At 70.8% G+C, this 25,794-nt stretch carries 21 protein-coding genes and 6 tRNA genes; 16 read left to right on the top strand and 11 right to left on the bottom strand.

Going from position 1 to position 25,794, the window contains the following annotated elements:
• The first annotated feature begins 119 nt into the window (after positions 1 to 119).
• Both M1D46_RS12065 and dxs read left to right on the top strand, forming a co-directional pair.
• Positions 120 to 3,002 carry an aconitate hydratase gene (locus tag M1D46_RS12065; protein WP_271172075.1) on the top strand — a complete coding sequence of 961 codons (2,883 nt, stop codon included), beginning with the start codon at positions 120 to 122 and terminating at the stop codon, positions 3,000 to 3,002.
• Positions 3,003 to 3,108: 106 nt separating this feature from the next.
• Positions 3,109 to 5,070 carry a 1-deoxy-D-xylulose-5-phosphate synthase gene (dxs, locus tag M1D46_RS12060; protein ID WP_324014590.1) on the top strand — a complete coding sequence of 654 codons (1,962 nt, stop codon included), beginning with the start codon at positions 3,109 to 3,111 and terminating at the stop codon, positions 5,068 to 5,070.
• Positions 5,071 to 5,130: 60 nt separating this feature from the next.
• Here the strand turns inward: dxs and M1D46_RS12055 are convergent, their stop codons facing one another.
• The 4 genes from M1D46_RS12055 to M1D46_RS12040 form a co-directional block, all read right to left on the bottom strand.
• The gene (locus M1D46_RS12055) at positions 5,131 to 7,269 is read right to left on the bottom strand and encodes a 3-hydroxyacyl-CoA dehydrogenase NAD-binding domain-containing protein (protein ID WP_324014862.1); all 2,139 of its coding nucleotides are present in this window, start codon (positions 7,267 to 7,269) and stop codon (positions 5,131 to 5,133) included.
• Between the two features lie 5 nt (positions 7,270 to 7,274).
• Positions 7,275 to 8,483, bottom strand: coding sequence for a thiolase family protein (locus M1D46_RS12050; RefSeq protein WP_271172073.1), 1,209 nt, complete (start codon positions 8,481 to 8,483; stop codon positions 7,275 to 7,277).
• 73 nt (positions 8,484 to 8,556) lie between these two features.
• A complete protein-coding gene (locus M1D46_RS12045; RefSeq protein WP_456285651.1) occupies positions 8,557 to 9,771 on the bottom strand; it encodes a ribonuclease D in 1,215 nt (404 codons plus the stop codon).
• The gene (locus M1D46_RS12040) at positions 9,768 to 10,343 is read right to left on the bottom strand and encodes a DUF3000 domain-containing protein (protein ID WP_456285650.1); all 576 of its coding nucleotides are present in this window, start codon (positions 10,341 to 10,343) and stop codon (positions 9,768 to 9,770) included. The genes M1D46_RS12045 and M1D46_RS12040 overlap by 4 nt, the downstream gene beginning before the upstream one ends.
• Before the next feature lie 25 nt (positions 10,344 to 10,368).
• Between M1D46_RS12040 and M1D46_RS12035 the strand changes: the two genes are divergently transcribed.
• On the top strand, positions 10,369 to 11,574 hold the full coding sequence (locus M1D46_RS12035) for an alpha/beta hydrolase family protein (protein WP_456285649.1): 1,206 nt from the start codon (positions 10,369 to 10,371) through the stop codon (positions 11,572 to 11,574).
• Between the two features lie 6 nt (positions 11,575 to 11,580).
• On the opposite strand, the gene M1D46_RS12030 is transcribed toward M1D46_RS12035, so the two are convergent.
• Both M1D46_RS12030 and M1D46_RS12025 read right to left on the bottom strand, forming a co-directional pair.
• On the bottom strand, positions 11,581 to 12,018 hold the full coding sequence (locus tag M1D46_RS12030; RefSeq protein WP_271172069.1) for a SufE family protein: 438 nt from the start codon (positions 12,016 to 12,018) through the stop codon (positions 11,581 to 11,583).
• Between the two features lie 10 nt (positions 12,019 to 12,028).
• Positions 12,029 to 12,934 carry a sulfurtransferase gene (locus tag M1D46_RS12025; protein WP_456285648.1) on the bottom strand — a complete coding sequence of 302 codons (906 nt, stop codon included), beginning with the start codon at positions 12,932 to 12,934 and terminating at the stop codon, positions 12,029 to 12,031.
• Between the two features lie 111 nt (positions 12,935 to 13,045).
• Here M1D46_RS12025 and zapE point away from each other — a divergent pair, with 111 nt between their 5' ends.
• The 3 genes from zapE to M1D46_RS12010 all read left to right on the top strand — a co-directional run bounded on the left by zapE (position 13,046) and on the right by M1D46_RS12010 (position 16,206).
• On the top strand, positions 13,046 to 14,068 hold the full coding sequence (gene zapE / locus M1D46_RS12020; protein WP_324014597.1) for a cell division protein ZapE: 1,023 nt from the start codon (positions 13,046 to 13,048) through the stop codon (positions 14,066 to 14,068).
• A 192-nt stretch (positions 14,069 to 14,260) separates the two neighbouring features.
• Complete coding sequence (locus M1D46_RS12015) at positions 14,261 to 15,523, top strand: ammonium transporter (RefSeq protein ID WP_324014598.1); 1,263 nt, start codon at positions 14,261 to 14,263, stop codon at positions 15,521 to 15,523.
• Positions 15,524 to 15,600: 77 nt separating this feature from the next.
• On the top strand, positions 15,601 to 16,206 hold the full coding sequence (locus M1D46_RS12010) for a type II toxin-antitoxin system PemK/MazF family toxin (RefSeq protein ID WP_456285647.1): 606 nt from the start codon (positions 15,601 to 15,603) through the stop codon (positions 16,204 to 16,206).
• On the opposite strand, the gene M1D46_RS12005 is transcribed toward M1D46_RS12010, so the two are convergent.
• The 3 genes from M1D46_RS12005 to M1D46_RS11995 form a co-directional block, all read right to left on the bottom strand.
• Positions 16,182 to 16,385, bottom strand: coding sequence for a DUF2180 family protein (locus M1D46_RS12005; protein WP_419775752.1), 204 nt, complete (start codon positions 16,383 to 16,385; stop codon positions 16,182 to 16,184). The genes M1D46_RS12010 and M1D46_RS12005 overlap by 25 nt on opposite strands.
• Positions 16,372 to 17,031: a sugar O-acetyltransferase gene (locus tag M1D46_RS12000; protein ID WP_456285646.1), complete on the bottom strand. Its 660-nt coding sequence runs from the start codon at positions 17,029 to 17,031 to the stop codon at positions 16,372 to 16,374. The genes M1D46_RS12005 and M1D46_RS12000 overlap by 14 nt, the downstream gene beginning before the upstream one ends.
• Before the next feature lie 166 nt (positions 17,032 to 17,197).
• Positions 17,198 to 17,273: transfer RNA gene (locus M1D46_RS11995), tRNA-Val, on the bottom strand.
• 197 nt (positions 17,274 to 17,470) lie between these two features.
• Between M1D46_RS11995 and M1D46_RS11990 the strand changes: the two genes are divergently transcribed.
• From M1D46_RS11990 to M1D46_RS11960, 7 genes are all read left to right on the top strand, one after another.
• Positions 17,471 to 17,543 (top strand) — tRNA-Gly (locus M1D46_RS11990).
• Between the two features lie 50 nt (positions 17,544 to 17,593).
• Positions 17,594 to 17,664: transfer RNA gene (locus tag M1D46_RS11985), tRNA-Cys, on the top strand.
• A 28-nt stretch (positions 17,665 to 17,692) separates the two neighbouring features.
• Positions 17,693 to 17,764, top strand: a tRNA-Val gene (locus tag M1D46_RS11980).
• A 1-nt stretch (position 17,765) separates the two neighbouring features.
• Positions 17,766 to 17,838: transfer RNA gene (locus M1D46_RS11975), tRNA-Gly, on the top strand.
• A gap of 36 nt (positions 17,839 to 17,874) precedes the next feature.
• A tRNA-Val gene (locus M1D46_RS11970) sits at positions 17,875 to 17,946 on the top strand.
• A gap of 135 nt (positions 17,947 to 18,081) precedes the next feature.
• On the top strand, positions 18,082 to 20,010 hold the full coding sequence (thrS, locus tag M1D46_RS11965; RefSeq protein ID WP_271172192.1) for a threonine--tRNA ligase: 1,929 nt from the start codon (positions 18,082 to 18,084) through the stop codon (positions 20,008 to 20,010).
• Position 20,011: 1 nt separating this feature from the next.
• Entirely contained in the window at positions 20,012 to 20,584 is a 573-nt protein-coding gene (locus M1D46_RS11960; RefSeq protein ID WP_271172064.1) for an HIT family protein, read from the top strand.
• A 381-nt stretch (positions 20,585 to 20,965) separates the two neighbouring features.
• Here the strand turns inward: M1D46_RS11960 and M1D46_RS11955 are convergent, their stop codons facing one another.
• The gene (locus tag M1D46_RS11955) at positions 20,966 to 22,294 is read right to left on the bottom strand and encodes an aminotransferase class I/II-fold pyridoxal phosphate-dependent enzyme (protein WP_282977925.1); all 1,329 of its coding nucleotides are present in this window, start codon (positions 22,292 to 22,294) and stop codon (positions 20,966 to 20,968) included.
• 102 nt (positions 22,295 to 22,396) lie between these two features.
• Between M1D46_RS11955 and pdxS the strand changes: the two genes are divergently transcribed.
• Together pdxS and pdxT are read left to right on the top strand one after the other, a co-directional pair.
• Entirely contained in the window at positions 22,397 to 23,287 is an 891-nt protein-coding gene (gene pdxS, locus M1D46_RS11950; protein WP_271172062.1) for a pyridoxal 5'-phosphate synthase lyase subunit PdxS, read from the top strand.
• Positions 23,288 to 23,289: 2 nt separating this feature from the next.
• Positions 23,290 to 23,886 (top strand): pyridoxal 5'-phosphate synthase glutaminase subunit PdxT, encoded by a 597-nt coding sequence (pdxT, locus tag M1D46_RS11945; RefSeq protein WP_456285645.1) that lies wholly within the window; start codon positions 23,290 to 23,292, stop codon positions 23,884 to 23,886.
• Between the two features lie 40 nt (positions 23,887 to 23,926).
• Here pdxT and pdxY read toward each other — a convergent pair whose 3' ends face one another.
• Positions 23,927 to 24,778: a pyridoxal kinase PdxY gene (gene pdxY / locus M1D46_RS11940; protein ID WP_456285644.1), complete on the bottom strand. Its 852-nt coding sequence runs from the start codon at positions 24,776 to 24,778 to the stop codon at positions 23,927 to 23,929.
• Between the two features lie 72 nt (positions 24,779 to 24,850).
• Here pdxY and M1D46_RS11935 point away from each other — a divergent pair, with 72 nt between their 5' ends.
• Positions 24,851 to 25,753, top strand: a complete 903-nt coding sequence (locus M1D46_RS11935; protein ID WP_456285643.1) for a L,D-transpeptidase — start codon at positions 24,851 to 24,853, stop codon at positions 25,751 to 25,753.
• Positions 25,754 to 25,794: the final 41 nt, after the last annotated feature.

The raw sequence follows: 25,794 nt of genomic DNA, 5'->3' as shown, positions 1-25,794 counted from the left end.
CGCACTTCGGGGAACCTGTCGCCCGGCCGCGGCCGGTAAGGTCCGCCTTCCTAGCCGACGCGCTCAGCGGCGAGCATGATGGGGGCGTAAGTGCGCGGTCGACCAGGAGGAGACAGCCCGTGTCCACGGTGAACAGCTTCGGTGCGAAGAGCACCCTGACGGTCGGCAGCACCGACTACGAGATCTTCCGCCTCGACGCGGTCGCCGGCTTCGAGAAGCTCCCCTTCAGCCTCAAGGTCCTCCTCGAGAACCTGCTTCGCACCGAGGACGGCGCGAACATCACCAAGGAGCAGATCAGCGCCCTGGGCTCGTGGGACCCGAATGCCGAGCCGAACACGGAGATCCAGTTCACGCCGGCTCGCGTCGTGATGCAGGACTTCACGGGCGTGCCCTGCATCGTCGACCTCGCGACCATGCGCGAGGCCGTCACGGCCCTCGGTGGCGACCCCGACAGGATCAACCCGCTCTCGCCCGCCGAGATGGTCATCGACCACTCGGTCATCGCCGACCTCTTCGGCACCGAGAACGCCCTCGAGCGCAACGTCGAGATCGAGTACGAGCGCAACGGCGAGCGCTACCAGTTCCTCCGCTGGGGCCAGACCGCGTTCCAGGACTTCAAGGTCGTTCCCCCCGGCACCGGCATCGTGCACCAGGTGAACATCGAGCACCTGGCGAAGGTCGTCTACGACCGCACCGTCGACGGCGTGCTGCGCGCGTACCCCGACACCTGCGTCGGCACCGACTCGCACACGACCATGGTCAACGGCCTCGGCGTGCTGGGCTGGGGCGTCGGCGGCATCGAGGCCGAGGCCGCCATGCTCGGCCAGCCGGTGTCGATGCTCATCCCGCGCGTCGTGGGCTTCAAGCTCACGGGCGACATCCCCGCCGGCGTGACCGCGACCGACGTCGTGCTCACGATCACCGACATGCTGCGCAAGCACGGCGTGGTGGGCAAGTTCGTCGAGTTCTACGGCGAGGGCGTCGCCTCCGTGCCGCTGGCCAACCGCGCCACCATCGGCAACATGAGCCCCGAGTTCGGCTCGACGGCGGCCATGTTCCCGATCGACGACGTCACGCTCGACTACCTGCGCCTCACCGGGCGCGACGAGCAGACGGTCGCCCTGGTCGAGGCGTACGCCAAGGAGCAGCACCTCTGGCACGACCCGTCGCGCGAGCTCGTCTTCAGCGAGTACATGGAGCTCGACCTCGGCACCGTCGTGCCCTCGATCGCGGGTCCGAAGCGCCCGCAGGACCGCATCCTGCTGTCGGAGGCCAAGCCGCAGTTCCAGAAGGACATCCTCAACTACGCCTCGCTCCCCGAGGACACGGTCGAGGTCGAGGGCACCTTCCCGGCGTCCGACCCCGGCAGCACCCCCGGCGTGGAGCACGAGCACGTGCCCGCCAACGGCGTGTCGCACCAGCACGAGGAGCAGCACGCGGCGCACGCCGAGCACGCGGCGGCGGGCCTGCTCGCGAGCGGCGAGCGGCACGCGGCGTCGCAGCCCGTGAAGGTGACCACGCCCGAGGGCGAGTCGTACCTCCTCGACAACGGCGCGGTCACCCTGGCCGCCATCACGTCGTGCACCAACACCTCGAACCCGTCGGTCATGATCGCCGCAGGCCTCCTCGCCCGCAAGGCGCGCGAGAAGGGCCTCACCCGCAAGCCGTGGGTGAAGACGACGCTGGGCCCCGGCTCGAAGGTCGTGACGGACTACTACGAGAAGTCGGGCCTCGACAAGGACCTCGAGGGCCTCGGCTTCTACACCGTCGGCTACGGCTGCACGATCTGCATCGGCAACTCGGGACCGCTCATCGAGGAGGTCTCCGCGGCGATCAACGAGAACGACCTGGCCGTCACGGCCGTCCTCTCGGGCAACCGCAACTTCGAGGGCCGCATCAGCCCCGACGTGAAGATGAACTACCTCGCGAGCCCGCCGCTCGTGGTGGCCTACGCTCTGGCCGGCTCGATGAACTTCGACTTCGAGACCGACCCGCTCGGCAAGGACGAGAACGGCGACGACGTCTTCCTCAAGGACGTGTGGCCCTCGCCCGACGAGGTGCAGGAGATCATCGACTCGTCGATCTCCCGCGAGCAGTTCATCAAGCAGTACGCCACCGTGTTCGACGGCGACGAGCGCTGGAAGAACCTGCCCACTCCGACCGGCCCGGTCTTCGAGTGGGACGAGAGCTCGACGTACGTGCGCAAGGCTCCGTACTTCGACGGCATGACGATGGAGCTCACGCCGGTCGAGGACATCACCGGCGCTCGCGTGCTCGCGACGCTCGGCGACTCCGTGACGACCGACCACATCAGCCCCGCGGGCAACATCAAGGCCGGCACGCCGGCCGCGCAGTACCTGACCGAGCACGGCGTCGCGCAGCGCGACTTCAACTCGTACGGCTCGCGCCGTGGCAACCACGAGGTGATGATCCGCGGCACGTTCGCGAACATCCGCCTGAAGAACGCGCTCGTGAAGGCGGTCAACGACGGCCAGCAGATCGAGGGCGGCTACACGCGCGACTTCACGCAGCCCGAGGGCCCGCAGTCGTTCATCTACGACGCGAGCCAGAACTACCAGGCCCAGGGCACGCCGCTGGTCATCTTCGGCGGCAAGGAGTACGGCTCCGGGTCGTCGCGCGACTGGGCGGCCAAGGGCACGCGCCTGCTCGGCGTGAAGGCCGTGATCACGGAGAGCTTCGAGCGCATCCACCGCTCGAACCTCATCGGCATGGGTGTCGTCCCGCTGCAGTTCCCCGCCGGCGAGAGCTGGGAGTCGCTCGGCCTCGACGGCACCGAGATCGTCTCGATCGAGGGCCTCGAGCAGCTCAACGAGGGCGTCACGCCGAAGACCGTGAAGGTCACCGCCGCGCCGAGCGAGCACTCCGCTCCCGGCAAGGAGACCGTGGAGTTCGACGCGGTCGTCCGCATCGACACCCCCGGTGAGGCCGACTACTACCGCAACGGCGGCATCCTGCAGTACGTGCTGCGCAGCCTCGTCTGACGCATCGCGTCGCGCGCATCGACGGCCCCGGGAGCGATCCCGGGGCCGTCGTCGTCGCCGGGCCCGTCGCGCGCCGTCTCCCAGGTGCCCGGCGTAGGCTCGGAGCATGACTCTGCTCGACCGCATCCGGGGGCCCCGCGACCTCGACGCGCTCTCGCACGATGAGCTCGCGACGCTCGCGGAGGAGGTGCGCGCGTTCCTCATCGAGAACGTCGCGCGCACCGGCGGCCACCTCGGACCGAACCTCGGCGTCGTGGAGCTGACGATCGCGCTGCACCGCGTCTTCGACTCCCCGAGCGACCCGATCATCTGGGACACGGGGCACCAGTCCTACGTGCACAAGCTCCTGACCGGTCGGCAGGACTTCTCCGGCCTCCGCTCCCGAGGCGGCCTCGCGGGCTACCCGCAGCGCTCGGAGAGCGAGCACGACGTCGTCGAGTCCTCCCACGCGTCGAGCTCGCTGAGCTGGGCGGACGGCATCTCCCGCGCGTTCCAGCGCACGGGCCGCAGCGACCGGCATGTCGTGGCCGTCGTCGGCGACGGCGCGCTCACGGGCGGCATGACCTGGGAGGCGCTCAACAACATCACCGACGACAACGAGCGCAACCTCGTCATCGTCGTGAACGACAACGGCCGGTCGTATGCGCCGACCATCGGCGGCATGGCCCGCTACCTGAACCGCGTGCGCACGGGCGAGGTGTACCGCGACCTCGGCGAGAAGTCCGGTCGGCTCGCGGGCAAGTTCGGCGCGGCCGGCCGCGCACTGTATCGCGGCGTGCGCGGGGGGACCCACGGCTTCCTGTCGCGTCTCACGAACAACAGTCAGCTGTACTCGCAGCTCGACATCAAGTACCTCGGCCCGGTCGACGGCCATGACCTGCCTGCGCTCATCGAGACGCTCGAGCTCGCGAAGGCGTTCGGCGCGCCCGTCATCGTGCACGCGATCACGGAGAAGGGGCGCGGGTACCAGCCCGCCCTCGACGACGAGGCCGACCAGTTCCATGCCGTCGGGCGCATCGACCCCGCCACGGGCGACCCGATCGGCGCCTCGGCTGGCCGCGGCTGGACCGAGGTGTTCGCCGACGAGCTCGTGCAGGTGGGCGAGGAGCGCCCCGAGGTGATCGCGATCACAGCCGCGATGCTGCGGCCCACGGGACTCGCTCCGTTCGCCGAGCGGTTCCCCGATCGCGTGTACGACGTCGGGATCGCCGAGCAGCACGCGGTCGCGTCAGCCGCGGGGCTCGCCTACGGCGGCCTGCACCCCGTCGTCGCCCTGTATTCGACCTTCGTGAACCGCGCGTTCGACCAGGTCCTCATGGACGTCGCCCTGCACCGCGCCGGGGTGACGTTCGTCCTCGACCGCGCAGGCGTCACCGGCCCCGACGGGCCGAGCCACCACGGCATGTGGGACCTCGCGCTCCTGCACATCGTCCCGCACATCCGCCTCGCCGCGCCCCGCGACGGGGAGCGGCTGCGCGAGGAGCTGCGCGAGGCCGTCGCGGTCGATGACGCGCCCACCGTGGTCCGCTTCCCGAAGGGGGCGGTCGGCGAGGAGATCCCCGCGATCGAGCGCCTTGCCGACGGCGTGGACGTGCTCGCGCGCGGTGACGAGGAGGACGTCCTCATCGTCGCGATCGGCACCTTCGCCGAGACCGCGCTCGACGTCGCACGGCGGCTCAGGGCCCAGGGCATCGGCGCGACCGTCGTCGACCCGCGGTGGGTCGTCCCGGTTCCCGCGTCGATCGTCGAGCTCGCCTCGCGTCACCGACTGGTCATCACCCTCGAGGACGGCATCCGCGTCGGCGGAATCGGGACGCGCGTGCGCCAGGTGCTGCGCGAGGCGGGCGTCGACACCGCGGTGGACGAGCTGGGGCTTCCCGACGCCTTCATCGACCACGCCTCGCGCGATCAGGTGCTCGCGGATGCGGGGCTCACCCCCGCGAAGATCGCCCAGGACGTCGTCGCGCAGGTGCTCGGCACCCGCGTGCCCGTCGCGCGGCCGGAGAAGGACGGCCGCGGCGTGCCGACCGTGACCGGTCAGATCGGCCGCATCGCGAACAGCTCCTGAGGCGCGACAGCGGGGCGCACCGTGTCGGTGCGCCCCGCTGTCGTCGCCTCGATCGCCGTCTCAGGCGTCGACGCCGCGGATCACGGGATCGTGGAACGTGCCGCCGAACACGCGCTCGGATGCGCCGACGCGGTCGAGGTAGACCGAGGCGCCGCCGTCGATGAACGGCCATCCGGCGCCCAGGATGAGCGCGAGGTCGATGTCCTCGACCTCGGGGACGACGCCCTCGTCGAGCATGATCCGGATCTCGCGGGCGAGCTCGTCCTCGACTCGACGGAGGATCTCCTGCTCGGAGACGGGGGAGGAGCCGACCGAGAGCGCCTTCTGCGCGTCCTTCGTCCAGCCGGTGACCCGACCGGACCTGTCCTTCTCGACCGCCTGGGGCAGGTCGGCGAGAGCGTGCAGGTTCGCCGAGGCGTGGAAGCGGTCGGGGAAGTGCGACACCATCGTGTCCTGCACGTGGGCTGCGACCTTCCAGCCCACGAGGTCGATGAGCTGGAACGGCGTCATCGGAAGGCCGAGGGGCGCGAAGGCGCGCTCGACCGTCATCAGCGGCGTGCCCTCGTCGATCGCGCGTGCAGCCTCGCCCATGACCTTCGCGAGCAGGCGGTTGACGATGAAGCCCGGAGCGTCCGCCGAGCCGATCGCGTTCTTGCGGAGGTCCTTCGCGACCGCGTATGCCGTCGCAAGCGCCTCCACGCTCGCCTGCGGCGTGCGGACGACCTCGATGAGCGGCATGACCGCGACCGGGTTGAAGAAGTGGAAGCCGACGAGGCGCTCGGGGTGCGCGAGCACCGAGCCGATCTCCTCGACCGAGAGCGACGACGTGTTCGTCGCGAGGATCGCCTCCGGCGAGACGATCCGCTCGATCTCGGCGAAGACGTCCTGCTTGACCTTCGTCTCCTCGAACACGGCCTCGATGACGAAGTCGCAGTCCGCGTACTCGGCCTTGTCGATCGTGCCGTGCACGAGCGCGCGGAGGCGATTCGCGGCGTCGCCGTCCAGCCTCCCCTTCTGCTCGAGCTTCGCGATCTCCTCGTGGATGTACGCGAGACCCTTGTCGACACGCGCCTGATCGACGTCGGTGATGAGCACGGGCACCTCGAGCCGACGCAGGAACAGGAGTGCGAACTGGCTCGCCATGAGGCCCGCGCCGATGACGCCGACCTTCGTGACCTTGCGGGCGAGCGAGCGGTCGGGGGCGCCCACGGGCCGCTTCGCGCGCTTCTGCACGAGGTCGAACGCGTACATCGAGGCGGCGAACTGATCGCCCGCGATGAGGTCGGCGAGCGCCTCGTCCTCGCGCGCGAATCCCTCGGCGCGGGTGCCGGAGCGCGCCTTGTCGAGCAGATCGAGCGCGCGGTAGGGCGCGCGGGGGACCGTGCCGATGCGGCTCTCGAGCATCCCGCGCGCGACCTTGATCGCGACGGGCCACTTCGTCAGGCGCTCGATCTTTCCCGGGGCGTTCCTGCGCTCGACCTTGATCGTCCCGGCGAGCACGCCGTCGGCCCAGGCGAGAGAGTCCTCGAGGTAGTTCGCGGGCGGGAAGATCGCGTCGAAGATGCCGAGCTCGAACGCCTGCTGCGGCTTGAGCGTGCGGTTCTGCTTGAGCGGGTTCGAGATGACCACCTCGAGCGCGTTCTCGATCCCGATGAGGTTCGGGAGGAGATAGGCGCCGCCCCAGCCGGGGACGAGCCCGAGGAACACCTCGGGCAGCGCGATCGCGGCGGCCGACGAGTCGACGGTCCGGTAGGTGGAGTTGAGGGCGATCTCCGTCCCGCCGCCGAGCGCCAGCCCGTTCACGAACGCGAACGACGGCACGCCGAGGTCCGACAGCTTGCCGAGGACGTGGTGGCCCTGCTGCGCGATGAGCAGCGCGTCCTTCCGCTCGCGCAGAGCGCTGATCTGCGACAGGTCGGCCCCTGCGGCGAAGATGTACGGCTTGCCCGTGATCGCCACCGCATCGATCTCGCCGGCCGCGGCGCGTGCCCGCAGCGTCTCGAGCACGCCGTCGAGCTCCGCGAGCGTGCGCGGGCCGATCGTGTTCGGCCGCTTGTGGTCGCGCCCGTTGTGGAGCGTGATGAGCGCGATCGTGCGACCCCCGCGCGTGCGGATGTCGCTGACGAGGGAGTGCGTGACGACCTCGTCGGCCGTGAGCGCCTCGAGCCCGGAGAAGTCGATGGAGGAGTAGTCGGTCATCGTGCTCACTTCCGCTTCTTCTTGCCGGTGTAGTGCGGGTTCTCCCACACGACGCTGCCGCCCTGACCGAGCCCGACGCACATCGCGGTGAGGCCGTAGCGCACCTCGGGGTGCTCGGCGAATTGCGCAGCGAGCTGGATCATAAGGCGCACGCCGGATGCCGCGAGGGGATGCCCGACCGCGATGGCGCCGCCCCAGGGGTTGACCCGCGGGTCGTCGTCGGCGATCCCGAAGTGGTCGAGGAAGGAGAGCACCTGGATCGCGAAGGCCTCGTTGAGCTCGAACAGGCCGATGTCGTCGATCGTGAGCCCCGCCTTCGCGAGGGCCTTCTCGGTCGAGGGGATGGGGCCGATGCCCATGATCTCCGGCTGGACGCCCGCGAACGCGAAGGAGACCATCCGCATCTTGGGCGCGAGGCCGAGCTCCTTGACCGCGGCCGACCCGGCGAGCAGGCTCACGGTCGCGCCGTCGGTGAGCGGCGACGACGTCCCCGCGGTGACGCGCCCGTGCGGCCGGAACGGCGTCTTGAGCGAGGCGAGGCCCTCCATCGTCGTCTCGGGGCGGCGTCCCTCGTCCTCGGTGGCGAGCGCCCACGCTCCGTCAGGGCGCGCCACCGCGACCGGGACGAGATCGGGCTGGATGCGCCCGGCGTCGTAGGCCGCCTGAACCTTCTGCTGGCTCAGCATGCCGAAGCGGTCGGCGCGCTCCTTCGTGAGGTGCGGGAACCGGTCGTGGATGCGCTCGGCGGTGACGCCCATGTTGAGCGCGCCGGGATCGACGAGCTTCTCGGCGACGAAGCGCGGATTCGGATCGGCGTTCGACCCGATGGGGTGCCGGCCCATGTGCTCGACTCCGCCCGCGATGGCGAGGTCGTACATGCCGACGCCGATCGACGCGCCCATCGTGGTGACCGCCGTCATCGCGCCCGCGCACATCCGCTCGATCGCGAGGCCCGGCACGGTCTGCGGGAGTCCCGCGAGGATGGCCGCGGTGCGGCCGAGGGTCAGGCCCTGGTCTCCTGTCTGCGACGTGGCCGCGATGGCGACGTCGTCGATCCTGTCGGCGGGGACGCCGCCGTTGCGCTCCATGAGCCCGATCATCGCCTTGACGACGAGGTCGTCGGCTCGGGTGTTGGCGTACATGCCCTTCTCGCCGGCGCGCCCGAACGGGGTCCGCACGCCATCGACGAAGTAGACATCCGAAAGCTCGGCCACTCTGCCTCCCTGTGTCAGTTGACCTCAGCCTAGGCACGGGCGGGCGCGCGTCTCCGCATCGATTGGGATGAACCTACGAAGCCGGATCGCCCTGCTCTCCGGGCGTTTGCGCGGCGCGCACAAACGCGGCGGCGATGAGGTCGGCGGTGGCCTCGATCTGCCAGGGGCGGGCTCCCTGCGCGCGGAGGGCGTCGCTGACCGTGGCGGCATCCACGACGGCGGGCGGCTCCCACGCCACCCGGCGCAGCGTCTCGGGGGTGAGGAGGTTCTCCGTGGGCATCGACAGCTCGGCGGCCTTCGCCTCGACGTCGGGCCGAGCCTGCTTGAGCCGCTGGTCGGCCTCGGGGTTGCGGTCGGCCCATGCCCGATGGGGCGGCAGCGCATCGCTCGGGACCCGCTCGGCAGGGAGGTCGTCGCTCTCGCGTCCGGCGACGATCGCGTTCCACCAGCGGTCGAGCTCGGTCCGGCTCGCGCGGCCGGTGAACTCGCGGATGCCGGCGAGGGCCTGCTTCGTGCGCGGCATGGCCAGCACCGCGGCGACGAGCGCGCGATCGGGCACGAGTCGACCGGGCGAGACGTCCTGAGCCTGCGCGAGCTCCTCGCGCGCGCGCCACAGCTCGCGAGCGACCGCGAGATTGCGACGGCCGCGCACCTTGTGCAGTCCGCTCAGGCGCCGCCACGGGTCGGGGCGCGGCGCCTTCGGCTCGCGCGCGAGCGTCGCCTCGAACTCCTGACGGGCGAACTCGGCCTTGCCCGACGCCTCGAGCTCTGCCTCCAGCCGGTCGCGCACGTCGACGAGGTGGAGGACGTCGAGCGCCGCGTACTCGAGCCACGCGCGCGGGAGGGGCCGGGTCGACCAGTCGGCGGCCGAGTGCGCCTTCGCGAGCTCGATCCCGAGCGCGGCCTCGACGACGGCGCCGAGGCCGACGCGCTCCCAGCCGAGGAGGCGGGCGGCGAGCTCCGTGTCGAAGATGCGTCGAGGGTCGAGCCCCAGCTCGCGGAGGGAGGGCAGGTCCTGGCTCGCCGCGTGGAACACCCATTCCTCGTCGCCCAGGAGGCGCTGGATGGCCGTCACGTCGGGAACCGCGATCGGGTCGACGAGCAGGACGCCGCCGTCGCGACGGTAGAGCTGCACGAGGTAGGCGCGCTGCGAGTAGCGGAAACCGGAGGCGCGCTCGACGTCGACGGCCACGGGGCCGGTGCCCGCGGCCAGGCGCTCGACAGCCTCGGCGAAGACCGCGGGGTCGTCGATCACGGGGAAGTCCGCTGCCGGCTGCTGGTCGGTCATCTGGGCCTCCGGGCGCCGAACACGGCGATGTCCTCCGACCCCGGCGGGAGGCCGGCGAGCATGCAGACGAGCTCGGCCCAGGCCTCGACGTGGGAGCGGAACGATCCGACGGGCGACCACGAGGCGCGCAGCTCGATCTGCGCGCCGTCGCCCTCGGCGGCGAGTGCCCCGAACCCTTTCGACAGGATCTTCGTCGCGGTGCCGGAGGGGGAGTGGTACGGCGCCCCGCGGGTCTCCAGCGCGTCGACGAGCCACGACCAGGTGACATCCGCGAGGAGCGGATCGGTCCCGATCTCGGGTTCGAGGGGAGCCTGGGCGAACGTCACGATGCGCCAGCTGCCGCCCCATGACTCCTGCCCCTCGGGGTCGTGGAGCAGGATGAGCCGGCCGGTCCCGTACGGCGAGTCGCCGTGGTCGTCGGGTCGGACATCGGCGGCGAGGGCGATGCTGAAGGGCGCCAGACCCTGCGGCGACGGGATGTCGCGCACGGTGAGATCGCCCCGGAACGTCGCCGAGCGCACGGCCGCCTCCGCCTCCGCGAAGGCGTCTGAGCGCGCCCGATCTCCCGTCACGTCGACAGATTAGAGTGAGGGTGCCATGAACACCCCCAGGCGCGCCGCATCCCCGGTCCTCATCGGTCTCCGCTCCGCTCTCACCGTGCTCGCCGCCATGCTCGCCGGCGTGGCGGGCGCCGTCGCCTACGTCTCGCTGCGGATCGCGCGCAAGGCGGTCACGCCCGGCCCGCGCGTGGCCGACGTCGCCGTCCACGGGTTCGACACCGGCGCGCAGACGATCACGCTCTCGCGCACGCCCGATACAGTCCTCCCCGGGCGCTACGGGCTCTTCACGGGCGGATCGGAGCACTACCTGAAGCTCGGCGCGGTCCTCGCGGAGGACGGACAGCGCGTGCGGAGGAAGCTGCTCACACAGGTCGACTCGAGCTCGCAGATCGGGCCGTACGCGGCCTTCAGCGGCTGGTACTGGGAGCGCGCCGAGGAGCTCCACCTCCCGTTCACGACCGAGTTCATCGGCGCCCCGGTCGGGCCGTGCCCCGCGTGGTACTTCCCGGCCGAGGATCCCGATGCGGACACGTGGGTCGTCGCGGTCCACGGGCGCGGGACGACCCGCGCCGAGGTGCTCCGCGCGGTTCCCGTCCTCCATGAGGAGGGGCTCCCCGTGCTGTGCGTCTCGTACCGGAACGACGGCGAGGCGCCGCGCAGCCGATCGGGCCGGTACGGTCTCGGCGCGACCGAGTGGCGCGACGTCGACGCCGCCGTCGCGTGGGCGCTGCGGCGCGGAGCCCGCCGGATCGTCCTGATGGGGTGGTCGATGGGCGGGGCGATCGTCCTCCAGGTCGCGCTCAACTCGGCGCACGCCGACGCGATCGCGGGCGTCATGCTGGAGTCGCCGGTCGTGGACTGGCGGCTCGTGCTGGGATTCCAGGCGCGCGAGCTGCGCGTCCCGTCGCCCTTCACCCGCCTCGCGATGGGCGCGCTCGGACAGGAGTGGACGTCGCGGGTCGTGCGCCACGGCGACCCGATCTCGCTCGACGACCTCGACATCGTCTCCCGCGCGGAGGAGCTGCGGCATCCGATCCTGCTCCTGCACAGCGACGACGACGGGTTCGTGCCGTCCGACGCCTCGCACCGGCTCGCGTCCGAGCGCCCCGACCTCGTGACGCTCGAGCGCTTCCACACGGCGCGCCACACGAAGCTGTGGAACTTCGACGAGCACCGCTGGAACAGCGCGATCCGCTCCTGGCTGCGCACGCAGGCGCTCGTGCCCGGCGTCGGCGGGGCCTGAGCCGCCTCAGACGAGACGCGAGCGGATCTGCCGCTTGGCGCGCAGGAGCATCCCGGTCATTCCTGAGATCCGCAGCGGCGACACGACGCGGGTGAGGCCGAGGGTCTGCGGGAAGTCATCGGGCACCGCGAGGGCCTCGTCGGCGGTGAGGCCCGTGAGCCCCTGAGCGAGGATGCTCGCGAAGCCGCGCGTCGTGGGCGCCTCTGCGGGCGCGGTGGCGTGCATCGCGACGCGGCGATCGGCGTCGACCTCGAGCACGATGAACACGGGCGACTGGCATTCCGCGACGCGCTCGGTGAGCTCCGGGTGATCGGCGTAGCGCGCGGGGATCTCCGGGAGCTCGTTCGCGAACTCGAGGAGGAGCTGGAGACGCTCGGGCTCATCGAGCGCGAGGAACTCGTCGCGGATCTCCGCGAGGGCGTCGGGGAGCGCGTGGTCGGTCATCCGCCCCAGACTACTGCGCGGGGAGCGCCCCTGGCTCGCCGCCGGTCGCGATCGGCACCCGGACGGCGCTGCCCCACTCGGTCCAGGATCCGTCGTAGTTGCGGACCTTCGGGAAGCCGAGGAGGTGCTTGAGGACGAACCACGTGTGGCTCGAGCGCTCGCCGATGCGGCAGTACGCGACGATGTCGTCGTCGTCCTGCAGGCCGATCTCGTCGCGGTAGATCGCCTCGAGCTCGGCGCGCGGGCGGAAGCCGCCGTCCTCCGCGACGGCGCGCCCCCACGGCACGCTGCGGGCCGTGGGGATGTGGCCGGCGCGGAGCGCTCCCTCCTCGGGGTACGCGGGAGCGGTCGTGCGCTCGCCGGTGTACTCCTCGGGGGACCGCACGTCGACGAGCGGACCCGCGCCGAGATGCGCGAGGACGTCGTCCTTGAACGCGCGCAGGGTGGCGTCGTCGCGCTCGACGACGGGGTACTCGACGGCCGCGCGCACCGTGCGCTCCGTCGTGAGCTCACGGCCCTCGGCGATCCAGCGATCGCGCCCTCCGTCGAGGAGGCGGACGTCCTCGTGCCCGAAGAGCGAGAACACCCAGAGGGCGTAGGCGGCCCACCAGTTGCTCTTGTCGCCGTAGATCACCACCGTGTCGTCGCGGGAGATGCCCTTGCGGCCGAGGAGCTCGGCGAAGCCCGCGCCGTCGAGGTAGTCGCGCACGACCGGGTCGTTCAGCTCCGTGTGCCAGTCGATCTTGACGGCGCCCGGGATGTGGCCGGTCTCGTAGAGGAGGACGTCCTCGTCCGACTCGACGACCACGAGACCCGGCTCGCCGCGGTGCTGTTCGAGCCATTGCGTCGAGACCAGCCGCCACGGCTCGGCGTACGCGGCGAACTTCTCCTGCGACTCATCCGGTGCGACGGCCATGGCTGCTCCTCGTTATCGTTGTGGGGACCCGTCTTCGAGCCTACGGCCCGCGAGCACGGTGCGGCTCGGCCTGTCGGCCGGGGCGCGTAACCGACAGACATCTGAGGACCCATGACCTCCACCGCGACCGAGATCGTCCACCTCGCCGACCGCCATCCGCAGCTGTCCGGCGAGGAGATGCTCGCCAGCCTCGTGCCGCCGCGGCAGTTCGACGACGCGACATTCGCGTCGTACCGCGTCGACCCCGACTATCCCTCGCAGCAGGAGGCGAAGGAGGAGCTCGAGCGGTTCGCGACGGGGGCCCAGCCCGCGCGGCGCGGCGGGCTCTTCTCGCGCAGGCCCAAGCTCCCGGAGACCAAGCCCGGCGTGTACCTCGACGGCGGGTTCGGCGTCGGCAAGACGCACCTGCTCGCGGCGATCTACCACGCGGTCCCCGCCCGGCGGAAGCACTTCGGCTCGTTCATCGAGTACACCGCCCTCGTCGGCGCGCTGGGCTACAAGAACACGGTCGAGCTGCTGCGCGGATCGGCGCTGCTGTGCATCGACGAGTTCGAGCTCGACGACCCGGGCGACACGATGGTGATGACGCGGCTCCTCGGCGAGCTCGTGGCGTCGGGGACGCGTCTGGCGGCGACGAGCAACACCCCGCCGAACGCGCTCGGCGAGGGGCGCTTCGCCGCGCAGGACTTCCTCCGCGAGATCCACGCGATGTCCGACAGCTTCCGCACCCTGAGGATCGACGGCGTCGACTTCCGCCAGCGATCCCTCGACGGGCACGCCGTCGTCCTCGACGACGCGGAGTACGACGCGGCGCTCGCGGGCGCGGGCGGCTCGGCCTCCGACGACGGCTTCGATGCGCTCATCTCGCACCTCGCCCGCGTCCACCCGTCGCGCTACATCCGCCTCATCGACGGCCTCAGCGCCGTGGGCCTGCGCGACGTGCGCCAGCTCACCGACCAGTCGGAGGCGCTGCGCTTCGTCGCGTTCGTCGACCGCGTCTACGACGCCGAGCTGCCGATCCGCGCCACGGGCGCACCGCTCGAGGACGTGTTCGGCGCCGACATGCTCGCGGGGGGCTACCGCAAGAAGTACCTCCGCGCGATCTCGCGTCTCGTCGCGTCGACGCACGCGTGACGCGCTGCCGCCCGAGGTCCTCCCCAGGGCGGCGAAACACGATGTTTACGGAACGCCGATCCTCGTAACACATCGGAAACACCAGCCGCACCAGACGGGTAACGCGCTGTCGGGACACTGAGTCCACCCGGTCGAGCGAACCTCTCGACCCGACGGCTCGCCGGGGTCCCCACACTCGATCTGGAGAAGCACATGGATCAAGGCAACACAGCGTTCATGCTGATCGCCGCGGCGTTCGTCCTGCTGATGACGCCCGGGCTGGCGTTCTTCTACGGCGGACTCGTGAAGGCCAAGAGCGTCATCAGCATGATGATGCTGAGCATCGGGGCGATGGGCCTCATCGGGGTCCTCTGGGTGCTCTACGGCTATGCCGTGGCGTTCCCCGGCGCCGAGGGCCTCGTCGCACCGTGGTCGATCGACTGGACGGCGCTCGGCCTCGACAGCCTGCTCGAGACGCCCGAGGACGCGGCGTACCCGCCGCTCGCGTTCGTCGCGTTCCAGGCGACGTTCGCGATCCTCACGGTCGCCCTCGTGTCCGGCGCGATCGCCGACCGCGCGAAGTTCGGCGCGTGGATGACGTTCGCGGGCATCTGGGCCACCGTCGTCTACTTCCCGGTCGCGAGCTGGGTCTTCAACTTCGGTCTCGCCGACGACGGCTCGTTCGCATACGGCGGATGGATCACCTACGGCATGCAGGAGGTGTTCGGCGTCGGCGCGATCGACTTCGCGGGCGGCACCGCCGTGCACATCAACGCGGGCGCCGCGGCCCTCGCGCTCTCGCTCGTGCTCGGCAAGCGCGTCGGCTTCCAGAAGGGCGCGCACGTTCCGCACAACCCGCCGTTCGTGCTGCTCGGCGCCGGGCTGCTGTGGTTCGGCTGGTTCGGCTTCAACGCCGGCTCCGAGCTCGCCGCGGACGGCACCGCCGCCCTCGCCTTCGTCAACACGATCGCCGCACCCGCCGCCGCGCTCCTGGCCTGGCTCGTCGTCGAGAAGATCAAGGAGGGCAAGGCGACCTCGGTCGGCGCTGCCTCGGGCGCCGTCGCGGGCCTCGTCGCGATCACGCCGGCCTGCGCGTCGGTCCACCCGATCTGGGCCATCCTGCTCGGCCTCATCTCGGGCGCGGTGTGCGCGCTCGCGATCGAGCTGAAGTACCGCTGGGGCTTCGACGACTCGCTCGACGTCGTGGGCATCCACCTCGTGGGCGGCCTCATCGGAACCATCTACCTCGGCTTCTTCGCGAACGAGACCGGCCTGTTCATGGGCGGCAACGGCGCGCAGCTGCTCGTCCAGGTGATCGCGGCGGTCGCCGTCCTCATCTACTCCTTCGTGCTCGCCTACATCATCGGCTTCGCGATCGAGAAGACGATCGGCTTCCGCGTGAAGAACGAGGACGAGGTCGCCGGCATCGACACCGTTCTGCACGGCGAGGAGGGGTACGTCCTCGACGTGCGCTGATCCCATCTCCTCTCCAGGACGCCCCGGCCGAATGGTCGGGGCGTCCTCGTGCGCGTCGGCACCGGTAGGGTGACGGCGTGGCAAGACAGGGATTCCTCGGCATGCTGGCCGGCATCGCGCTCGACGTCCTCGCGCAGGCGACGAAGCCTCAGCGGAAGGCAGGGTCCGCGCGGAAGCGCGACGATGACCGCCCCTCGGCCCCTCGCGCGCCGCGTCCCGCGCGCGAGGCGGCGCGCGAGGTCCCGCCGCAGGCGGCCGACGCGCGCTCCGGCGTGCAGACGGTCGAGGTGGATCCGAGCGACGTCCGAGACCTCGTCCTCAGCTACGCTCCCGATCGCGACGGCGCGCCCGACGGCGGCGAGATCATCTGGACCTGGGTGCCGTACGCCGAGAACGACGGGAGAGGCAAGGACCGGCCCGTCCTCGTCCTCGGCCGGCACACGTCCGATCGCTCGTACGCCGTGAAGCTCACGAGCAAGTCGCACGACGGCGACCGCGAGTACGTCTCGATCGGCTCGGGGGAGTGGGATGCCCAGGGCCGCGAGTCGTGGGTCGATCTCGATCAGCTCTACAGCGTCCACGTCGACGGGATGCGGCGCGAGGCGGCGGAGCTCGACCGTCGACGGTTCGAGCGCGTCGCTCAGGAGCTCGTGCGCCGCTACGGCTGGCGCACGGGGGAGTAGGCGCACGCGCCGCACCGGAGCCGGCGCACCGTGCGCACCGTCGGGTTCCCCAGGGTCAGGGCCTGCACCTCGGTGGTGAGCTCGTGCGCGTGGGCCGAGCACAGGCCCGCGCCGCATTCGGTGCAGACCGCGAGTGCCACCCTCTCGACGCCGACGGCGTCGCAGTCATGACAGCGCATCGGCCGTCTCCTGAGCTGAGCCGGGCGCACTCCGGGCGGTCGTGATCTCGCGAACCGGGCGACACGGATTCCCGACGGCGAGGACGCCGGCGGGGATATCGCGGGTGACGACCGATCCCGCCCCGACGATGGCGTCGTCCCCGATCGTGACGCCAGGGGTGATCGTGACGGAGCCTCCGAGCCACACCCTGCTGCCGATCGTCACGGGCTCTGGCAGCTCCCACCCCTCGACCCTGCTCGCGATGTCCTCCGCGTGGTTGGGGGTGTAGATCGCGCAGCGGGGGCCGATCAGCGTGTCCTCGCCGATCGTGACGAGCCCGCCTCCGACGACGAGGAAGTCCGCGTTGATGAACGTGCGGTCGCCGATCACGAGCCGCTCGCCGTAGTCGATGCTCAGCGGCGGCCGGAAGTCGATCCCGTCTCCGGCGCCCGGCACGAGCTCGCGGAACAGACGGCGAGCCTCGTCGAGATCGTCGTGGTAGATCCGTCCGATCCGCGCGCACAGCGCGTGCGCTCTCCACGAGAGGTCCTGGAGGGCGGGTGAGGTCCGATACCGGATCCACCCGCCCGAGAGCAGACTGCGCACGTCCTCGTCCTGCGCGGCGAGCACGGTCATCGTGGGCGGCGGTTCGGCGATGCGGTCCATGGGAGGCCTCCTATTGGTTGGGAGTGCCAACATATAGCATGCTCCGGAGGGAGGGCAATGGTCTCTCATGCGATGCCGGTCACCGCACGGCCCTGCTCGCGTGCCGCGCGGGCGGGGAACGGGCGGGGAAAACGACGAAGCCCCCGGCGGGACCGGGGGCTTCTCATGGTGGGCGATACCAGACTCGAACTGATGACCTCTTCCGTGTGAAGGAAGCGCGCTACCAACTGCGCCAATCGCCCATGTGGAGTTGTCGTGCCTCAGCGGCACAGGTGTCGAGCATACCGGATCGGCTCGGCCCAGGCGAACCCGGTCGCCCGTCTCGCGTGTCGCACGTGAACGGTCGGTGACACGCCCGGATCCGGGTCGTGGTTTGGCCGGTCGTGGAACGTGGGCTAAAGTGGTGCAAGTGCCCGGAGCGAGACTCCGGGGGCGAAATGCGGATGTAGCGCAGTTGGTAGCGCATCACCTTGCCAAGGTGAGGGTCGCGAGTTCGAGTCTCGTCATCCGCTCGAGTGCAGGGGTTCCGAAAGGGATCCAGGCACGTGGGTTCGATCCCCGCGGTGGCGTGGCCGAGAGGCGAGGCACCGGCCTGCAAAGCCGTTTACACGGGTTCGAATCCCGTCGCCACCTCGCTCGACAACTGAATAGCTCTTGATGAGCGCGATTGGCGCAGCGGTAGCGCGCTTCCCTGACACGGAAGAGGTCACTGGTTCGATCCCAGTATCGCGCACGCGGATGTAGCGCAGTTGGTAGCGCATCACCTTGCCAAGGTGAGGGTCGCGAGTTCGAGTCTCGTCATCCGCTCGCGCACAGGGCCCCCTCGTGGGGCCCTGTTCCTTTGGGCGATTGGCGCAGCGGTAGCGCGCTTCCCTGACACGGAAGAGGTCACTGGTTCGATCCCAGTATCGCCCACCCGAGAACCCCCGCTTCGGCGGGGGTTTCGTCGTTCTCGCGGGTGCGCGCGGTGCGAGCCCACAGAGGCGGCGCAACTAGGATGGTCGAGTGACCACCGGATTCGACCTGTACCCCGAGAAGAACGTCGTCGCCATGCGCGTCGACGGTGAGCTGAAGGACCTCGCAGCCGAGGTCGCGGAGACGCAGACGACGGAGCCGGTGACGATCGACAGCCCCGACGGGCTGAACATCCTGCGCCACTCCACCGCGCACGTGCTCGCGCAGGCGGTGCAGAAGATCAACCCCGCCGCGAAGCTCGGCATCGGACCGTTCATCGCCGACGGCTTCTACTACGACTTCGGCGTCGACGAGCCGTTCACGCCCGACGACCTCAAGGCGATCAAGAAGGAGATGCAGCGCATCGTCAAGGAGGGCCAGCGGTTCGTCCGCCGGGTCGTCACGGACGAGGAGGCGCAGGCCGAGCTCGCCGACGAGCCGTTCAAGCTCGAGCTCATCGGGCTCAAGGGCGGCAAGAAGGAGGCCGCGGAGGGGGCGAGCGTCGAGGTCGGCGCCGGCGAGCTGACCATCTACGACAACGTCGATGCGAAGAGCGGCGAGACGCAGTGGAAGGACCTCTGCCGCGGCCCTCACGTGCCCTCCACGCGCCTGCTCGGCAACGGCTGGGACATCGTGCGGGTCGCCGGCGCGTACTGGCGCGGCAGCGAGAAGAACCCGCAGCTCCAGCGCATCTACGGCACGGCGTGGCCCACCAAGGATGACCTGAAGGCCTATCAGGACCGCCTCGCGGAGGCAGCGCGTCGCGACCACCGCAAGCTCGGCAAGGAGCTCGACCTCTTCTCGTTCCCCGACGAGATCGGGTCGGGCCTGTCGGTCTGGCACCCGCGCGGAGGGATCGTGCGCGGCGAGATGGAGCAGCACGCGCGTCGACGTCACATCGAGGGCGGCTACACCTACGTCTACACGCCGCACATCTCGAAGGAGGACCTGTTCCTCACCTCGAACCACCTCGTCACGTACAAGGACGGGATGTTCCCGCCGATCGTCATGGACGAGGAGCGCGACGAGGACGGCAACATCACGAAGCAGGGCCAGGACTACTACCTGAAGCCCATGAACTGCCCGATGCACATCCTCATCTACAAGGAGCGCGCGCGCAGCTACCGCGACCTCCCGCTGCGGTTCGCGGAGAACGGGACGGTCTACCGCAACGAGCTGTCCGGCGCGCTGCACGGCCTCACGCGCGTGCGCGGCTTCACGCAGGACGACTCCCACCTCTTCGTGACGCCCGAGCAGCTCGAGGCCGAGGTGACGAAGGTGCTCGAGTTCATCATCTCGATGCTGCGCGACTTCGGCCTCGACGACTTCGAGCTCGAGCTGTCGATGCGCGATGACGAGAAGGCCAAGTGGATCGGCTCGGACGAGTTCTGGGAGTACTCGACGAACGCCCTGCGCAATGTCGCGGTCGCGAGCGGGCTCAAGCTCACCGAGGTCCCCGGAGAGGCCGCGTTCTACGGTCCCAAGATCGACCTCAAGACGCGCGACGCGATCGGCCGTGTGTGGCAGCTGTCGACCGTCCAGGTCGACCCGAACCTCCCGGAGCGCTTCGACCTCGAGTACACCGCGGCGGATGGGTCGAAGCAGCGGCCGATCATGATCCACCGAGCCCTGTTCGGCTCGATCGAGCGCTTCTTCGCGATCCTCCTCGAGCACTACGCGGGCGACTTCCCGGTCTGGCTCGCGCCGCAGCAGGTCGTGGCCGTGCCCGTGGCCGATGAGTTCGCGCCCTACCTCGAGGACGTCGCCCAGCGCCTGCGGGTCGAGGGCGTGCGCGTGGAGGTCGATCGGTCCGACGACCGCATGCAGAAGAAGATCCGGACGCACTCGACCGGCAAGGTTCCGCTCATCCTCATCGCGGGGGAGCAGGACCGCTCGGCCGGCACGGTGTCGTTCCGCTTCCGCGACGGATCGCAGCGCAACGGCGTCCCGATCGACGAGGCGGTGCGCCTCGTCACGGGCGCGATCGCCGAGAAGAAGCTCATCCTGACGGACGAGGACCTCTGACATGACCGAGGAGCACGAGGCGCGCGAGGAGTTCGCGCGCCTCGAGCCGTCGTCTGACTTCCCGTCGTCGGCCGATGCGTTCCAGCGACTCTGGACGCCGCACCGGATGGCGTACATCAACGCGGGCGCGGACGCGAACCGCGGCACGGGCTGCCCGTTCTGCGCGGCGCCGGGCAAGAGCGACGAGGACGCCCTCATCGTGCACAGGGGAGAACACGCCTTCGTGCTGCTCAACCTCTTCCCGTACAACTCGGGGCACCTGCTCGTGTGCCCGTATCGCCACATCGGCCTGTACGACGAGGCGGACCCGCACGAGACGGCCGAGATCGCCTATCTCACGCAGACGGCGATGCGCGTGCTCCGCTCCGTGTCCCGGTGCGACGGGTTCAACATCGGGATGAACCAGGGCCACGTCGCGGGCGCGGGCGTCGAGGAGCACCTCCACCAGCACGTGGTGCCACGCTGGGCCAGCGACGCGAACTTCTTCCCGATCATCGCGAAGACGAAGGCGCTCCCGCAGCTCCTCGGCGAGGTCCGCTCGGCCATCGCCGGCGCCTGGCCCGAGTACCACTGAGACTCAGCGAGCGCAGCGAGCCGCCCCGGTCGTTGAGCGACGAGCGCCAGCGAGGAGTCGAAACGAGACTCAGCGAGCGCAGCGAGCCGCCCCCGGTCGTTGAGCGAGCGGAGCGAGTCGAAACGCGACTCAGCGAGCGCAGCGAGCCGCCCCCGGTCGTTGAGCGAGCGGAGCGAGTCGAAACGCGACTCAGCGAGCGCAGCGAGCCGCCCCCGGTCGTTGAGCGACGAGCGCCAGCGAGGAGTCGAAACGCGACTCAGCGCGCCACCCCCGGTCGCTGAGCGACGAGCGCCAGCGAGGAGTCGAAACGAGACTCAGCGAGCGCAGCGAGCCGCCCTCGGTCGTTGAGCGAGCGGAGCGAGTCGAAACGCAAGCGCCCGGTCAGCGCGCCGCCCGGCACGCGGCGGCAAGGTCTCGGGCGAGCGCCTCGGCATCGTCGTCGGCGAGGCCGTGCACCGTCAGACGAAGGTGGTGTGACGGCGTCGCGGCGTCGTCGAGCACGAAGTCGTCACCCGTCCGCGCCAGCCAGCCGCGGCGCATGAGCTGCTCGGAGACGGCGCGGGCCGGCGCGGGGAGCGGCACCCAGAGGCTCAGCCCATCACCGGGGTCGACCTCGATGCCGTGGCGCGACAGGCGCCGCGCGAACGCCGCGTTCCGCTCGGCGTAGTGCGCGCCGGCGCGCTCGATGGTCGCGAGCGCGACCGGGTCGGTGAGGAGCGCGACGGTCAGCCGCTGCAGGAGATGGCTGACCCACGTCGTCCCGGGGCTCAGCCGCAGCGCGAGACGGTCCGCCGTCTCGGGGTCGGACGCGGTCACCGCGAGGCACATGTCGGGCCCGAGGAACTTGGAGACCGAGCGCACGAGCGCCCAGCGCCGGTGCGCGGGGCCGATGATCGAGTGGTACGGCCTGCGCGACAGGAGAGAGAAGTGGTCGTCCTCGATCACGAGGACGTACGGATGGTCGGACAGCACGGCGCGGAGGTCTGCTGCGCGCGCGGGTGACAGTCCGGCACCGGTCGGGTTCTGCGCGCGCGGGGTGCAGACGATCGCACGCACCCCCTGCTCGAGCGCGTGACGCAGTCCGTCGACCGTCATCCCCTCGGCGTCGACCGGCACGGGCACCGCGCGGTAGCCGCCGAGTCGGACGGTCTGGATGCTCGCGAGGAAGCACGGGTCCTCGAGGGCGACCGCGTCGTCGCGCATGAGGGCCTGTGCGAGGAGGCGCTCGACCGCGTCGACGGCGCCGCTCGTGATCGTGAGACGCGGAGGGCCTGCCGGTGCGAGGTCCTGGCTCATCCACGCGCGGGCGCGCTCCTCGAGCTCTCGGTCGATGACGGGCTCTCCGTAGAGCACCGGGCGGCCGGCGAGCGAGGCGAGCGCGTGCGACATGTCGGGGATCAGAGCGGGATCGGGATTGCCCGTCCCGACGTCGCGCAGCACGCTGTCGGTCGCATAGCCCTCCTGAGCGACGGGGGAGCGGTCGGCGATCCGCGTGCCCGCCCGCCCCTGCGTGAGGACGATCCCCGCCTGGGCGAGCTGGCGGTACGCGGCGACGGCGGTGTTGCGGTTCACGCCGAGATGCTCGGCGAGCGAGCGGACCGGGGGAAGCGCGTCGCCGGGCCGGAGCCGGCCGCGTTCGAGGAGGGCGCGCACGCTGTCGGCGATGTCCGACGCGGACCGGCCCGTGATCTCGATGACGCCCTGTTCCATTCCGCCGAGTCTACGGCCCGCACCATGCTACGGTTTGACCTAGGTCAAAAGCCCGAATGTACCCGACCGTCGCCGGACGGCGACGACGTGAAAGGAAGCACCGTGGCCACTGCCACCACTGGAACCGGGCGCGTCAAGCGCGGACTCGCCGAGATGCTCAAGGGCGGCGTCATCATGGACGTCGTGACGGCCGAGCAGGCGCGCATCGCCGAGGACGCGGGAGCGGTCGCCGTCATGGCGCTCGAGCGCGTGCCCGCAGACATCCGCGCGCAGGGCGGCGTCGCCCGCATGAGCGACCCCGACCTCATCGACGAGATCATCGCGTCCGTCTCGATCCCGGTGATGGCCAAGGCGCGCATCGGGCACTTCGTCGAGGCGCAGGTGCTGCAGGAGCTCGGCGTCGACTACATCGACGAGTCCGAGGTGCTCTCGCCGGCCGACTACGTCAACCACATCGACAAGTGGGGATTCACCGTGCCGTTCGTGTGCGGCGCGACGAACCTCGGCGAGGCACTGCGCCGCATCACCGAGGGCGCGGCGATGATCCGCTCGAAGGGCGAGGCCGGCACGGGCGACGTCTCCGAGGCGACCAAGCACATCCGCCGGATCACGAGCGACATCAACGTGCTCCGCTCGAAGACCAAGGACGAGCTCTACGTCGCGGCCAAGGAGCTGCAGGCGCCCTACGAGCTCGTCGCGGAGATCGCGGAGACGGGCAAGCTGCCGGTCGTGCTCTTCACGGCCGGCGGTGTGGCGACCCCCGCCGACGCGGCCCTCATGATGCAGCTCGGCGCGGACGGCGTCTTCGTCGGCTCCGGCATCTTCAAGTCGGGCGAGCCGGCCAAGCGCGCGGCGGCGATCGTCAAGGCCACGACGTTCTACGACGACCCCAAGGTGGTCGCCGAGGCGTCGCGCGGCCTCGGCGAGGCCATGGTCGGCATCAACGTCTCCGACCTGCCGGCGCCGCATCGCCTCGCCGAGCGCGGCTGGTAGCCGTGCCCACCGCACCGCGCGTCGGCGTGCTCGCGCTGCAGGGGGATGTGCGCGAGCACGTCGCCGTGCTCGAGCACCTCGGCGCGCACGTCGTGCGCGTGCGTCGGCCCGAGCAGCTCGACGAGATCGACGGCATCGTCCTCCCCGGTGGCGAGTCGAGCGTGATCGACAAGCTCGCGCGCGCCTTCGACGTCCGCGAGCCGCTCGTGGCGGCCATCCGCGCGGGGATGCCCGCATTCGGGACGTGCGCGGGGCTCATCCTGCTCGCCGACCGGATCAGCGACGGCATCGAGGGTCAGCAGACGTTCGGCGGGCTCGACGTCACCGTGCGCAGGAACGCGTTCGGCGGACAGGTCGAGTCGTTCGAGACGGAGCTGTCGATGCCGGTCCTCGGCGCCCCTCCCGTGCACGCGACGTTCATCCGCGCGCCGGTGGTCGAGCAGGTCGGCGCGCGCGCCGAGGCGATCGCTGCGCTCCCGGACGGCCGCGTGGTCGCGGTGGAGCAGGATGGCCTCCTCGGCATCTCCTTCCACCCGGAGGTCTCGGGGGAGGAGCGGCTGCACCGCCGCTTCCTCGCTCGCGTGCAGCGCGCGGCCTGAGCGCGGCAGGGTCCGCGCGGCGGGCCCTGCCGCTGCGGCGTCAGCGCACCTGGCGAACGGCGAACTCGAGTCGCGGATGCGCGAAGTGCTCCTGCGCCTGCACGAGCTGGAGCTCGCGGTCGCCCACGGCGAGCGTCTGCTCGAGAAGGCCGAAGACGCTCGACGCGGTGCGCGCGAGCGCATCGGGCGCGGACCGCGTCGCGAGATAGTGCGAGGTGAAGAGGGCGGCCGTCACGTCGCCGGAGCCGTTCGCCTTCATGGGGAGGTGCGGCGTCTGCACGACCCACGCGCCGTCGTCGTCGACCACCATCATCTCGATCGTGCCCTCGGGCCGGTCGGGGCGCTCGACCGAGGTGACGAGCACCGTGCGGGGGCCCATGTCGCGCGCGGCGTCGGCCGCTGCGACCGTGGACTCGAGCGTGTCGGGCGCCGTGCCGGTCAGGAAGCCCAGCTCGAACTGATTGGGCGTGATGATGTCGGCGACGGGCACGACCTTCTCGCGCAGGAGGTCGGGGATCGCCGGGGCGACGAAGCAGCCCGACTTCGCGTTGCCCATGACGGGGTCGCACGCGTAGACGGCGGCGGGATTGGCCTCCTTGACGCGTGCCACGGCGTCGACGATCACATCGGCGATGCCCTCGCTGCCCTGGTATCCCGAGAGCACCGCGTCCAGCGACGCGAAGGCGCCGCGCTCCTCGACGCCGCGGATGACCTCGGCCACGTCGGCCGGCGGGATGAGCGGGCCCCGCCACGCGCCGTAGCCGGTGTGGTTGGAGAAGTTGACCGTGTAGACGGGGAGCACCTCGACGCCGATGCGCTGCATGGGGAAGACGGCGGCGGAGTTGCCGGCGTGCCCGTACGCGACGGCCGACTGGATCGAGAGGATCTTCATCCTGAGATCATCTCATCGCCGCCCGCGCGTCCGATCGGCGTGGTGGAATGGACGCGGACGAGGGGGGAAGCCGTGGACGGGCGTCGACGCGGGGTCGCGATCGCGTGGAGCGCGATCGGGCTCGTGGTGCTGGGCCTCGTGGCGGTGTTCCTCTGGTCCGTCCTGCAGCCGCAGGCCGAGCCGGCCGCCCAGCCGACGCCATCCGCGTCGGTCTCGACGACGCCCACGCCCACGCCGACTCCGACTCCGACGCCCACGGGGCATCCGGCGAACACCGAGGAGTACGACCTCGGGGCGCTGCCGGCGCTCGACGTCTTCGCGGTGATCCCCGAGCTCCCGCTGGACGACGACCCCGACGGCGAGACCGCGTCGCTGTCCGCTCGTCCGCTCGGCGAGGGCGCCCCGGTCTTCGCGGACCCCGAGGGCGAGCCGGTCGCGGCGCTCGCGCGCGAGCTGCCCTTCGAAGGCACGGTCGTCCCGGTCGTCGAGCGAGAGGAGCACTGGGTCAAGGTGCTCCTCGTCGGGCGTCAGAGCACGCCGTCGCAGGGCGACGCGCGCCAGGTCGCGGGATGGCTGCGGATGGCCGACGTCGAGCTGAGCGCGAACGCCGCGCGCGTCGAGGTCGACCTCGGCGACCGCACGATCGACATCGTCACGCCGGATGGGGCCGAGCGCGTCGCGACGGACTTCGCGTCGGGGACGACGGCGACGCCCACGCCTCTCGGGCGCTCCTTCATCATGCTCACGCGGGCCGTGCCGGAGCTGGCGTACACGGCGGGGCTGCCGATCGTCTACCTGTCGGCGCAGTCGCCGACGCTCGACGGGTTCGACGGGCAGAGCGTCGCCGTGACCGCGTTCCACTACCACGACGCGCGGTCGGGGCCCATCTCGAACGGATGCATCCGCCTGGGCGGCGAGGCGATCGCGCGCCTGGCCGAGCTGCCCGCGGGGACTCCCGTCTACATCCACGAGTGAGCGCCGTGCGCCGCCCGCACGAGCAGTTCGGCGCGAGCGAA

It is taken from the genome of Microbacterium sp. JZ70 (assembly GCF_053903225.1).
This window is presented reverse-complemented; position numbering and strand designations above follow the sequence as displayed.

What these genes read in the sequence shown, in the direction of transcription:
- thrS (WP_271172192.1), top strand. Translation starts at nt 18,082, where the DNA reads ATGCGCGTCGACGGTGAGCTGAAGGACCTCGCAGCCGAGGTCGCGGAG.
- M1D46_RS12045 (WP_456285651.1), bottom strand. Translation starts at nt 9,771, where the DNA reads ATGACCGACCAGCAGCCGGCAGCGGACTTCCCCGTGATCGACGACCCC.
- M1D46_RS11955 (WP_282977925.1), bottom strand. Translation starts at nt 22,294, where the DNA reads ATGGAACAGGGCGTCATCGAGATCACGGGCCGGTCCGCGTCGGACATC.
- M1D46_RS12055 (WP_324014862.1), bottom strand. Translation starts at nt 7,269, where the DNA reads ATGACCGACTACTCCTCCATCGACTTCTCCGGGCTCGAGGCGCTCACG.
- dxs (WP_324014590.1), top strand. Translation starts at nt 3,109, where the DNA reads ATGACTCTGCTCGACCGCATCCGGGGGCCCCGCGACCTCGACGCGCTC.
- M1D46_RS12005 (WP_419775752.1), bottom strand. Translation starts at nt 16,385, where the DNA reads ATGCGCTGTCATGACTGCGACGCCGTCGGCGTCGAGAGGGTGGCACTC.
- M1D46_RS12000 (WP_456285646.1), bottom strand. Translation starts at nt 17,031, where the DNA reads ATGGACCGCATCGCCGAACCGCCGCCCACGATGACCGTGCTCGCCGCG.
- pdxY (WP_456285644.1), bottom strand. Translation starts at nt 24,778, where the DNA reads ATGAAGATCCTCTCGATCCAGTCGGCCGTCGCGTACGGGCACGCCGGC.
- M1D46_RS12025 (WP_456285648.1), bottom strand. Translation starts at nt 12,934, where the DNA reads ATGGCCGTCGCACCGGATGAGTCGCAGGAGAAGTTCGCCGCGTACGCC.
- M1D46_RS12035 (WP_456285649.1), top strand. Translation starts at nt 10,369, where the DNA reads ATGAACACCCCCAGGCGCGCCGCATCCCCGGTCCTCATCGGTCTCCGC.
- M1D46_RS12030 (WP_271172069.1), bottom strand. Translation starts at nt 12,018, where the DNA reads ATGACCGACCACGCGCTCCCCGACGCCCTCGCGGAGATCCGCGACGAG.
- M1D46_RS11960 (WP_271172064.1), top strand. Translation starts at nt 20,012, where the DNA reads ATGACCGAGGAGCACGAGGCGCGCGAGGAGTTCGCGCGCCTCGAGCCG.
- zapE (WP_324014597.1), top strand. Translation starts at nt 13,046, where the DNA reads ATGACCTCCACCGCGACCGAGATCGTCCACCTCGCCGACCGCCATCCG.
- M1D46_RS12015 (WP_324014598.1), top strand. Translation starts at nt 14,261, where the DNA reads ATGGATCAAGGCAACACAGCGTTCATGCTGATCGCCGCGGCGTTCGTC.